This is a genomic window from Poriferisphaera corsica, assembly GCF_007747445.1.
In the GTDB taxonomy this organism is placed as follows: domain Bacteria; phylum Planctomycetota; class Phycisphaerae; order Phycisphaerales; family Phycisphaeraceae; genus Poriferisphaera; species Poriferisphaera corsica.
Genome location: NZ_CP036425.1, coordinates 2065174 through 2077483, shown reverse-complemented (window position 1 = coordinate 2077483; position 12310 = coordinate 2065174). Strand labels below are relative to the sequence as shown.

9 protein-coding genes are annotated in these 12310 nt (G+C 50.3%); 6 read left to right on the top strand and 3 right to left on the bottom strand.

The window, feature by feature from the left end; all coding sequences use genetic code 11:
• Positions 1–129: 129 nt before the first annotated feature.
• A complete protein-coding gene (locus KS4_RS08440) occupies positions 130–972 on the top strand; it encodes a type II secretion system protein (RefSeq protein ID WP_145076992.1) in 843 nt (280 codons plus the stop codon).
• Positions 973–995: 23 nt separating this feature from the next.
• Positions 996–2261, top strand: a complete 1266-nt coding sequence (locus tag KS4_RS08435) for a hypothetical protein (protein ID WP_145076990.1) — start codon at positions 996–998, stop codon at positions 2259–2261.
• On the opposite strand, the gene KS4_RS08430 is transcribed toward KS4_RS08435, so the two are convergent.
• Positions 2255–3544 (bottom strand): glycosyltransferase, encoded by a 1290-nt coding sequence (locus tag KS4_RS08430; protein ID WP_145076988.1) that lies wholly within the window; start codon positions 3542–3544, stop codon positions 2255–2257. The genes KS4_RS08435 and KS4_RS08430 overlap by 7 nt on opposite strands.
• Positions 3545–3675: 131 nt before the next feature.
• Between KS4_RS08430 and KS4_RS08425 the strand changes: the two genes are divergently transcribed.
• Both KS4_RS08425 and KS4_RS08420 read left to right on the top strand, forming a co-directional pair.
• Entirely contained in the window at positions 3676–3885 is a 210-nt protein-coding gene (locus tag KS4_RS08425; protein ID WP_145076986.1) for an NINE protein, read from the top strand.
• 104 nt (positions 3886–3989) lie between these two features.
• On the top strand, positions 3990–4958 hold the full coding sequence (locus tag KS4_RS08420; protein ID WP_145076984.1) for a mechanosensitive ion channel family protein: 969 nt from the start codon (positions 3990–3992) through the stop codon (positions 4956–4958).
• A 492-nt stretch (positions 4959–5450) separates the two neighbouring features.
• On the opposite strand, the gene KS4_RS08415 is transcribed toward KS4_RS08420, so the two are convergent.
• Both KS4_RS08415 and sucC read right to left on the bottom strand, forming a co-directional pair.
• The gene (locus KS4_RS08415) at positions 5451–5654 is read right to left on the bottom strand and encodes a hypothetical protein (RefSeq protein ID WP_145076982.1); all 204 of its coding nucleotides are present in this window, start codon (positions 5652–5654) and stop codon (positions 5451–5453) included.
• A 134-nt stretch (positions 5655–5788) separates the two neighbouring features.
• Entirely contained in the window at positions 5789–6991 is a 1203-nt protein-coding gene (gene sucC / locus KS4_RS08410; protein WP_145076980.1) for an ADP-forming succinate--CoA ligase subunit beta, read from the bottom strand.
• 564 nt (positions 6992–7555) lie between these two features.
• On the opposite strand from sucC, the gene KS4_RS08405 reads away from it, so the two are divergent.
• Positions 7556–7897, top strand: coding sequence for a hypothetical protein (locus tag KS4_RS08405; RefSeq protein WP_234698872.1), 342 nt, complete (start codon positions 7556–7558; stop codon positions 7895–7897).
• Between the two features lie 299 nt (positions 7898–8196).
• Positions 8197–12234, top strand: a complete 4038-nt coding sequence (gene secA, locus KS4_RS08400) for a preprotein translocase subunit SecA (RefSeq protein WP_145076976.1) — start codon at positions 8197–8199, stop codon at positions 12232–12234.
• The last annotated feature ends 76 nt before the right edge of the window (positions 12235–12310 follow it).

The window sequence follows — 12310 nt, the reverse complement described above, 5'->3', positions numbered from 1 at the left end:
TCAGCGTTTTTACTTACAAACCTAACCCCCAACTCTCATATCACAGACATTTCTATCACTCCTAACATGCCCGTAACGCCATACAAACATTCACACCGCATAATCTCACTCAACAACACGGAGATAAACATGCACAACATATCAAATAAATCAAACAACGCATTCACACTCATTGAACTTTTAGTTGTCATTTCGATTATTGCGATGCTAATCGGTATCCTGCTCCCCGCACTAGGTTCCGCACGCAATACCGCTGCCGCCCTCAAATCAATGTCCAATCTACGTCAGTGGGGCCTCGCCACAACCATGGCCACAAACGACGAACGCGGACTCCTCCCTTGGGAAGGTGAAAAAGAACCCGGCGCCGTCAAAAAAGGCTACAACGGCCTCCTCCATGACAAGTGGTGGGGCAACCTCGTCCCCCCATATGTTGGCCAACCCAAGTACCGCGAACTCTCCGCCAAAGCTTCTACAAAACCCGAGATTCTTATCGAAGGATCCGACTCAATCTTTTTTGACCCTTCCGCAGACATACCCGCCAACGCACCTTTCAATGCAGGTTCTGGCCACTACTTCTTCAACTATGTCACCAACTCTGAGCTTAACAAAGAAGTTCCCTCAATCAGAGGTGAATCATCCTCCTTCAAACACAACCCGGACTGCCGAGTCATGCTCGACAACATCCGCAATGCATCATCAACCATCATTATGCTCGAAATCCGCACAACCCAAGATGAAGTAGACAAAGACAACCCCTTCTACGACAGCGTTAACGAATCTGAACTAGGCCGAGGTCGCACCGACTGGAAGCGTTTCGCTGGCCGTCATTCTAATGGCGGACACCTCGTCTTCGCCGATGGTCACGCCGCGCACTTCTCCCAAGATGAGACAATCAACCCCGAAAACCCTTCCATCAACAACTGGAACAAAACCAACCTCATCTGGAATCCCTTCGGCCCAGCCACCGACTAACCCTCAATTAGACCGATTATCCCATGCTTAAATATATCCTCCTCACACTTTCACTCACAACCTCACTCGCCGCTCAGCCCGCCATCACCGCAACCCATCTCAAAACCATCGACATCTCCGCCTATACCGCGGAGATTGTCCAATATCACGCGCCTTCTCAAACACTTGTTTCCACCAATTCACACTGGAAAACGCTTGATATATTCACTCTCACTGACCCACTCAACCCAACCCTCATCGCAGAAGATCACGACGACGAGCACCCCGGCGATCAAGGCCTTCCCACCACCTACGAGCCCACCAGCGTCGCCATCCATCCCTCACGTCCCATCGTTATCGTCACAGTACTCTCTCAAGATTACGGCCTACCCGGGCGCGTCCTCGCTTTCGATCTCACCCCACAAAACCGTGGCACAATACTACTCAACCAAACCGTCGGTCAGCACCCCGATTCCATCGCCATCACACCCGATGGTCGCTACGCCATCATCGCCAACGAAGCCGAATCTCTCACCACCACCGACGCTTCTATTCATCTCATAGACATCACCAATCTCACCACCACACGCCGCGCTTACGATCCACCGCTCCCAGCATTCGACCTACCCGGCCTTGCCAAACACCTCCGTAAACCCCTGGGCATCATCGAGCCCGAATTTGTCGCCGTCGATCCGCTCTCCCGCTTCGCAGCCATCACCATTCAAGAACAATCTTCACTCGTCCTCGTCGATCTTCAAAGTAAGCCCGCCATCGCGCTCGCCACCCCACTTTCACTCAACGCTGGCCCCGATGGCCTCGATATCCTCCACAACATTCCAAACCCTCACAATCCATCACAACTCGGTGCTCTTATCGCCGCCGCCGAAGAAGGCACCTTCGACAAACTTGGCAACCTCGGTGGACAATCCTTCGAACTCATCTGGGTCGATCCGAACAACCTTACCGCCGACCCCATCTTCCTCGCTCATCACGATATCCGTCCTGACGTATCAAAGAAAAAGTCCAACAAACGCCGTGAACCAGAAGCAATCAAACTCGCACGCCTCGGTTCATACATCATCGGCGTCCTCGCCGTCGAACGCGGCGACTGCATCCTCGTCTACAATTTCACCGACCCAACCTCACCACAATTCATCAAAAAAGTTGACGTAGGCAAGCGTCCTGAAGGCCTCACACTCATCAAACACACCGACCCCAACACCAACAAACAGCACATCATCGCTGTCACCGGCGACGAAGGTAAATACGGCCCCGGCACCATCTCATTTGTCAAAATCTCACTTCAATAAACCCGTTCATTTGCTCCATATTTCTCTACAAATTTCACCCCCTCACCAACCCCATTCTCCACACGCAATTGTTCTCCAAGAACCTTCGCTTTCTGTTTCATTTTCTCATCACTCAGCACCTCTCTTATCGCTTGAGTCAACTTCTCACCCGTTATCTTTCGCTGAGGAATCGGCCTCGGTCCAACACCCAACTCCCAAACCCGTTTACCCCAGTACGGCTGATCACCAAAGAACGGACAAACAATCGTCGGCTTCCCCGCTCTCAACCCCGCAGCCGTCGATCCAGCTCCACCATGATGCACCACCACATCCACTTTCTCAAACAGCCAATCATGCGGCACATCATCTATCTCATAAATAGAGTCTGGCAGTTCACCGCTCGCCATCCCACCCCAACCCTTCGATATCACACCTCGAGCACCTGCCTTCAACAACCCCTCAACCACCGCCTTCGCTCGTCGTTCCGGATTTTTACCCGACATACTCCCAAACCCAACATACACAATCGGCCCATCCCCACTTTCTAAAAATTTCACCAACCCCTCATCAGCAATCCACCCATCATTCCGCTCCAAAAACCAATACCCCGTCGCCACCGATTGTTCAGGCCAATCTCTCGGTTCATCTCCAACCAGTCCACTATAACAATGCATCACCGGCAACATCTCCCCATCTCTCTTAAACACTAAATTCCGATAGATACTCCTTCCCTTCAACCCCATATTCTCCCGCCACGCCTCAATATGCTTACGAATCCCCTTCATCGACAGCCACATCACCAGCTTATACGTCAACCGATTTAACCAACCTAATCGCAAGTTAGGAAACCCTATACAAGGCTTCTCACCACTCGGAACCATCATCCCCATCGGCACAGCCATCATCGCCTTCCCATCCACCAGCTCCGCATACCACGGCCCGCCGCTCGCCTTCGGATGATACACCACAACATCAGGCTCAAATTCTTTCGCCACCTCACCACCATCATCAATCATCCGCTGCTGCATCGGCCCCATCTGCTTATATAACCGGAAAAACGCGTTAATCGTCTTCACGATATTCGTCAAATTCTCCGTTAGCTCCTTTCCCAAATCCGACTGTATCAAATCGATCACCTCATTATTCATATACCCATACCGCAGCCCATACCCCTCAACAAACTCCTTGAACGAACTCGGACAGCATACAACCACCTCATGGCCCGCCTCCTTCAATCCAACACCCAACGCAACATATGGCTGCACATCACCCCGTGATCCAACCGTCGCAATCATGACTCGCATACCACGATCCTTTCAAACATCAATAACAACACATCTCCCAACATCAGGGAAGAAACGCCTCATTCTCTCACACCTGCATCTACTCAACACTTACAATACTGAGGAAATACTGAAAAACACAAGGAAAAATCATGCAAGTAAACAACCTAAACAAACCATCAACGCCCACAGCCTATCTTCTCTGGTGTCTCTGTTTCATTGGCCTATGCGGAATCCACCGTTTCTACTCCGGTCGTTGGGTCACCGGCATCATCTGGATCCTCACAGGCGGACTACTTCTCATCGGCCAAATCATCGACCTCTTCCTCATTCCCTCACAATGTGAAAACCCAAAACGCTAACTTCAATTACACACACACCTCCTCTATAATGCTGCTTCATCGCGCCTTCTAAAAGCATTTCATAGGCGCATGACCCATCACATCGCAGCATTGAGGAGAACAATATGCTCATACCATCATCTATTCATCTATTAGTTACCAACACAATCTCGCAAATAAACCCCGATCCCACACCCGATACAAACTCCATCGCTGACCCTTCAACACTCACCGCCGCTTACGATGCACTGAAAATCGGTGACTTCCAATCTCTTTTTGCCATCCTCCTCCCCATCCTCACCCAAGTCGCACTCCTCCTAGTCCTCCTCTTCTTCGCCTACCTCATCGCGTCCTATGCCGCACGCATCGTTGCATCCTCTATGCGAAAAACCAAAATCGACGAAACTCTCACACGCTTTTTCGCCAAATCAACGCGTTGGTCAATCATGGCCATCGCCATCATCTCCGTCCTCGGATACTTCGGCATCTCAACCGCCTCATTTGCAGCACTCATCGCCGCCGCTGGGCTCGCCATCGGTCTCGCCTTCCAAGGCACACTCTCAAACTTCGCAGCCGGCATCATGCTCCTCATCTTCCGACCCTACAAAGTCAACGACGTCATCACCGTTTCCGGAACTACCGGCAAGGTCTTCGAAATCGAACTCTTCACCACCACACTCGATACCCCCGACAACCGCCGCATCATCGTACCCAACGCCTCAATCTTTGGCTCAACCATCGAGAACATCACCTATCACCCAACCCGCCGCGTCGATGTCGCCGTCGGAACCGAATACACCGCAGACCTCGAAAAAACAAGGCAAATACTCCTTCAAGCCGCATCCCAAACCAATGCCGTCCTCACCGACCCCGAACCCGCCATCTACCTCCTCCAGCTCGGCCCATCCTCGATTGATTGGTCTGTCCGCGTCTGGGCCAAAACCGATGACTACTGGGCCGTCCGTGAAGCCATCACGCAAAATGTCAAAACCGCCCTCGACGCCGCCGACATCGGCATCCCCTTCCCACAACTCGACCTCCACCTCGCGTCAAACGCTGAGCAGCTCCTACAGCCCAACACGTCTAACTCCTAGTTAGTCGACATTAAGTTGTATGATTCACACCCAATACATGACGTGCTATAAATAGCATCAACCCATCAATCATCGGATTCGCTAAATCTATCAATCTGCCTACGGTAATTTTTTGAATGCGCGCACAAACGCGCATTTTGCTATTTTCACACTCGTGTGGATTATTCAGTTAGCGCGCGGTTATCGCCAAAAATGATCATTTTTCTAGCGATTTTTCATCTATTTTGAGTCATTTCGGTTGCGGGTAAATCACTAATTTGAAGAATCTGTGCGCGCAAACGCGCCGAAACAAACAAAAAAACGCGCATTTGAGCGCGCATTTCTCGTCATTTAACACTGTTAAATAAAACCAAATTTGCGCACAAACATGAATCCTACCTATGCGCTGATTAGTTATGTAGGTAATGAGGAGGGAGGGAGAAAAGAGGGCATGGGGGGAAGAAAAAAAGAGAGGGATGCGGGGGAGGGGGGATGATGGGGGGGATGGGGGGATTAGTCTTCGATACCCATCTCTTCTTTGTACGCTTCGAACTCGCCCATCGCTTCATGCTCGTTGAGATACTTCTCAAAATCACCCATTTTATAACTGACGAAGCAGAACACATGATGAAGTGTCAACCACTCCATGTCTGTATCATCTTTATCAATGTCCTGGCGTAATCGGTTCAATTCTGCCAAAAATGGTTCAACTTTCATCTGACTTATCCTTCCTAAGAGCCGGTTGGGTTACGCTTAAAAAACGAGCGGCAGTCTTAACTGCCGCCCGCCACATTTTTTACAATTCACCCCCCCCCGAATCAATCACTTCAATATCCCGCATTGCCTTAAAATCACGCCGCGATGTGGGCGGTAATCTTCTTAGCAGCATCGGTGAGGTCTTTGCCGATTTCCATCATCGGGATGTCACCCTTGGCTTCTTCGAGCAGCTTGCGGGCAATCTCAACGTTCGTGCCTTCAAGTCTGACAACCAAAGGTACTTTGAATCCGACTTCTTTGGCCGCGGTGATGATCGCCTTGGCAATCGTATCGCATTTGGCGATGCCGCCAAAGATGTTGACCAAGATACCCTTCACGGTTTCATCGCCAAGGATAATCCTAAATGCTTCTGTGACAGCCTCTTCCGACGCTGAGCCGCCGACGTCGAGGAAGTTGGCAGGCTCGCCGCCGTGCAGTTTGATGATATCCATCGTGGACATCGCGAGGCCTGCACCATTGACGAGGCAACCAATATTGCCGTCGAGTTTGATGTAGGACAAGCCGAATTGCTTGGCGCGACGTTCTGCTGGCTCTTCTTCGGTTGGGTCTTCGAAACTTCTGACGTCGTCTTGCCTAAACATCGCATTCTCATCGAAGTTTAGCTTTGCATCCAAGGCGATAACTGTGCCGTCTGGATGCTCATCAGTCGCTTTGGTGACGACCAACGGGTTGATCTCAGCAAGATTCGCGTCATTCTTGAGGAACAGATCGGCAAGCTGATGCATGATCTTGCCTGCCATACGCACCTGTTTGCCTTTAAACCCTAGGAAATAAGCGATCTTACGTGCCTGATACGCACGAAGACCTGCCACGGCACTGATCGGCTCGCGGATGATGGCTTCGGGGTTAGTTTTGGCAACTTCCTCGATATCCATGCCACCTTCGCTGGAAGCGATGAGGACGGGACATGCGGTCACGCGGTCGACGGTGATCGCGAGGTAGTATTCTTTTTCGATCTCAACACCTGCAGCGACAAGAAGTTTGGTCACTGGAACACCTTCAGGTGGTGTTTGCGGCGTGATCAGGGGTTTGCTCAGGATATCGTTTGCGGCTTTACGCGCTTCCTCGGCTGATTTGACGAGTTTGACCCCGCCACCCTTGCCGCGTCCGCCAGCGTGGACTTGTGCTTTAACGACACAAACCGCGGAGCCGTACCGTTTTTGAAGCTCATCGAAAGCTTTTTCAGCGGCGACTGGGTTCTGGACCAAAATGCCGGGCGGAACGGGGATTCCGAACGTTTGGAGCATTTCACGCGATTGATATTCATGAATATTCATGAGCCTGCTTCCATGTGACACAGGGGTGAGAGCGCGACCGTTGACTGGAGGCCGACTTCAAAAGACAGTAACTCATGGATTGGCAGTTAATTACAGAAATCGCAAAAATAAAAATTGCGGCAGCTGTAACCGGCTGCGTGGGCGACTGTTTTCTGAAGGGGGCCCAGCTCAGGAGGCAATTAAATTGTCATAAACCTACAGTAGGAGTGATGATATCGTTATCGGCTGGGCTAGCCAACTCATGAAGTATTCTGGGCAGGTTGGTGCATAAATCTAGTCTGATTAGAGGATAAAGGTGTCTTTCATGATGCGTTGCGGGGATTAAGCTGCGAACAGATTAATTGTAGGTGAGGAAGGGGTTTGATCGGTATTAATCAGATTGCAGGCGATTGATATTTCAATCGAAAACACCCTGCCACCGACAGTGGCGGGCTTGAGGGGAGGCAATTTAACCTGGTGTAGATTTGAGAATTAATACACTTCCGGGGTTTTCCGGGGGAGCTGGCTTGACCATATGGAAGGGTCTGGTCGATAATGATTGTTGTGAAGAAGAGATCATCACAAATGGCGATGCCTTACCTGACACTGACGTTGTCGGTGTTTGTCTGTCTTGGCGCGTTTTCGGATGTGTCATCGGCAACGGTGAATCTGAATCTTCGCAACGGGGAGATGGGGCTGCAGACGCGCGATGAGAAATTGATTGCGCATCTGATGAACGATCTGGCTAAGAATGTTCAGCAGCTCAAACCGCGAATGGTATCACGCGCTTTGCTGATGGATTTCAAAGATCGTGGTGTGGTCGAAACGGGCGGGATGAGATTGTTAATGGAGCGGCGGGTTAACGCTGCGGATGCGGGGGCGCGGTTACATCAAACACTTCTGAATTTGCCGCCACCTGCGATGTAGGTTGAATGTGTGATTGCGAGTGGTGTTGTGCTTATGCGCGTAGCATGATCAGCGTGATCACAACAGGCCGATTACGGCGGAGCAGATGCGATTCTCGCGGCTGCAACGAAAATAAAGCAACATACTATTTGTATAGGACTATTCGATAGATAGTCCTGTGATCATACCCGTGATGTATCTGTTGAGTCATACAGAGCATTTCAATGGTGTGCGATTTGAGCGGCGGCGGAGCCATTTGGTTCTGATGAGCAGCGATTGACAAAAATAACAACCAATCGATTAGAGATTGAGGCAACGACATGTTTATTCCTTACGTTAGTAAAGCGTTTACTTCGGTATTTGGTTCCCGCAATGAGCGTTTGCTGAAGCAATATCAGCGGCGTGTGATGATGATTAATGAGTTAGAAGGGCAGATTCGTCAGTTGACGGACTCGGAGATCAAGGCGAAGACCGCGGAGTTTCAGGAGCGTGTGAAGGGTGGCGAGAATGCGGTGGATATGCTGCCTGAGGTGATGGCGGTTGCGCGTGAGGCAATGGACCGTGCGGTGGGTATGCGAAACATATTTAATGATGCGCATGAGTTTGATGCATCGAAACTTCCTGCGGAATTGCAGGGTGTTTATGCTGAGATCAAGGCGAAGGCAGATGCGCTTGAGCCTGAGCCGGTATTGGGTGGTGCTCCTGCGCCGGGGTACTTGCAGGTTGATGTGCCGAACGCGATTTACGATGCGGTACGGGAGTTGTATCCGTTATCGAAGCCTCCGTTCAGGGCGCGGCCGTTCGATGTACAGTTGATTGGTGGTATGGTTTTGGGTGAGGGCAAGATTGCTGAGATGAAGACGGGGGAAGGCAAGACGATTGTTGCGCCGCTGGCTTGTTATGTGGCGTGTGTGGATGATTTGAAGTGTCATGTGGTGACGGTGAATGATTACCTGGTACAACGTGACCGTGACTGGGTGTTCCCGTTTTACTATGCGTTGGGTTTAACGGTGGGTGCGATCCATCCATATCACATGCAGCCGCCACAAGAAAAGGTGATGGCTTATCAGTGTAATGTGCTGTACGCGACTAACTCTGAGTTAGGGTTTGATTATCTGCGTGATAATATGAAGCTGACGGCTGAGGAGCAGGTACAGAAGAGGCGTGACTTTGTGATTGTTGACGAGATCGACTCGATTCTGGTTGACGAGGCGAGGACGCCATTGATTATCTCGGGACCGGCACATCAGGATGCACCAAAGTATGGTGAAGCGAACAAGATTTCTGCTCATCTGGTGGCGATGCAGAAAGAATGGGACGCAAAGGATAAATTTGTTCAGCAGACGATTATGAAGATCAAGGGGCTGGAGGGCGATATCCGTAACGCTCGGGACAAAGCGGCGGTTCCTGCGATGAAGGATGAGATGAAGCAACTGGAGACACAGTTGCCTGAGCTTGAAGCGGATCGTGATCAGTTTACGCAGTATTACGAGGTAGAAATCGATAAGAAGGCAGTGCATCTGACGCATGAAGGGATTGCGGAGGCGCAAAAGGAAGCGGGGGTTGGATCGTTCTATGTGGGGCAGAATATGGACTTTCCACACCTGCTTGAAAATGCATTGCGTGCTCACGTGGTATATAAGCGTGACAAGGATTATGTGGTGCGTGAAGGGGAAGTGATTATTGTTGACGAGTTCACGGGCCGCTTGATGATTGGACGCCAGTGGTCGGATGGTCTACATCAGGCGGTTGAATCAAAAGAATCGGTGAAGATCAAGGAAGAAACGCAGACACTTGCGACGGTGACGATCCAGAACTTCTTCAAGCTGTACAAGCGGCTTGCGGGTATGACAGGGACGGCTGTGACTGAGGCGACGGAGTTCCTTGAGATTTATGGTCTTGAGGTGATTTGTATTCCGACGAACTTGCCGATTTCGAGAACGGATAGGGATGACCTGATTTATCTTTCAGAAAAAGATAAATGGAATGCGATTGTTGATGAGATCAAGCGGACGCATGATGTGGGGCGGCCGGTGTTGGTGGGTACGACTTCGGTTGAGCGTAGTGAGATGTTGTCTCGGGGCTTGAAACAGAAATATGGGATTAAGCATGAGGTCTTGAACGCGAAGGTTGACCAGGCGGAGCGCGAGTCGAATATCGTTGCGAATGCTGGTGAGCTTGGTGCGGTGATGATCGCAACGAATATGGCGGGGCGTGGTACGGACATTCGTTTGGGACAGATTGGTCGTGAGCAGTTGGTGAAGCATTGGCAGTTGCGAAATATGCTGCCTAAGAGTGCGAATGCAGAGATGGGGGATGAGGAACTTGTCGCGGCGGCGTATCGTCATCTTGCTGTAACGGAGACTGAACTGGACAAAAAAGAAGCGGCGGGGATGAGCGATGATGAGTTGAAGCTTGAATTCCTGCGGTATTTGTGTGCGAAGGATGCATGGACTGAGCCCAAGAAGGCGCGGGGAATGAACCTTGAGCAATGCGAGAAAATGCTTGATGGTTTGCCTGAGTATTACCTTCACCGATTGACGATCTGCACAAATATTGAAGAGATGGGCGGGTTGCACATTATTGGTACAGAACGTCATGAATCACGCCGAATTGATAATCAGTTGCGCGGTCGCTCGGGACGTCAGGGTGATCAAGGTTCTTCACGATTCTTCATCTCGCTTGAAGATGATTTGATGAAGATGTTTGCAGGCAAGACGACGCTGAGCGCGCTGTCGAAACTGGGCATGAAAGAAGGGGACGCGATTGAGCATCGATGGGTGACGAAGAGTGTTGAACGTGCTCAGAGAAAGGTTGAAGAGCGGAACTATGAGATCCGTAAGAACCTGCTTGAGTATGACGAGGTGATGGAGTATCAGCGAAACACGTTCTATGGGATCAGGCAGGATGTGCTTGAAGGCAAGAATGTGAGACAGATTATCTTTGAGTACATCACGGAATCCGTGGCTGATGCGGTAGATTTTTATAAAGACAAATTGTATGCAAAACGTCAGGTTGCTGAATGGGTTAAGAGTGAGATGGACGTGATGATCGAGCCATCCAGACTGCATTTGGAGGACTTGGAAGAGTTGAAGGGGATCGTGCTTAAGAATGCACGGGGTGAGATTGGTCAGATTATTGACGTGACGATTGGTGAGTATTTGTCGGATGATTTGCCGCCTGCGGAGTGGGATGTGAGAGGGCTGGTGAGTTGGGCGAAATCGCGGTTTGATGTGAAGCTGAACCAAGGCGAGGTTTCAAAGATGAACTCGCGTGAGGTTTCATCGATTCTGAGTGACAAGGCTTGCGAACAGATTGATAAAACGGACTTCTCGGGTGTTGCGAAATACTTAGAGAAGCATCTGGGCGAAAAAGAATTAGCGGCTTGGGCGCGTAATAAATTTGGTGTGGAGTTGGTGCCTCAGGATATGGTTGATATGCCTGCGGAAGAATGCTTGGACATGATTTTGGATAAGGCGCGTGAGGCGTATCAACAGCGCGAGCTCAATTACCCGATTGAGTTTATCTTGGATATTGTTTATCAAGGTGCTCAGCAGGATCAGAACTGGGCGGTTGACCAGCTGATCAATTGGGTGAAGCAGCGTTACGATTTTGAGTTGTCGGCTGAAGAGGTTGATGGGAAGAATGGCAAAGAGCTGTTTGAGTATTTGCGTAAAGAAGGCGAGCCTTGGATCTTGGGTGATAAGCTTGAGACGCAAATTAAAGAGGAAATTTCGAAGAAAAATAACGATCCAATGCTGCTGGCACAGTGGTTCAGGGATCGGTTCAATGTTGAGATGGAAGATGAACTCTTTAAAGAGAAAGAAGATATTGAAGGGTTCATGATCGAGAAGGGAGAAGAACTTCTGCGATTGGAATTAGGGCAGTTGGAGCGATATGTACTACTGCAGATTCTCGATCAGGCTTGGAAGGATCATTTGTACGGAATGGACCAACTGAAAGATTCGGTGGGTCTACGTGGGTATGCTGAGAAGGATCCTCGAATTGAGTATAAGCGTGAAGGTGCGAACCACTTCTTGGAAATGCAGAAGAATGTGCGTGATCGTGTGACGGATTTGATATTCAGAGCAAGATTGACGCCGAATGTTCAGGTGCAGAATGCTTATGCTGGGCAACAGGAGAAGCATGAAGAGTTTGCATCGGCTGCTGCAGGGCAGGGTACTGATTCGCAACAGCAGGATATGGCTGCGGCGGATAAAGCTGGTGGTGAGGATGAGGCGCCACGTTCACGCCGAGCGCGGCGTGCGAAACAGGCAAGAGGACGGCATGGCGGTGAAGGGGGAGAATCATCGAAACCAGCTGGAAAGACCTATAAGCAACGGCGCAGAAAACGCTAATCGCTAAATAGATTGACAGAAAAAGCCCGTATGCGATGAACATGCGGGCTTCTTTTTTTTTTGAACTATTGGAATG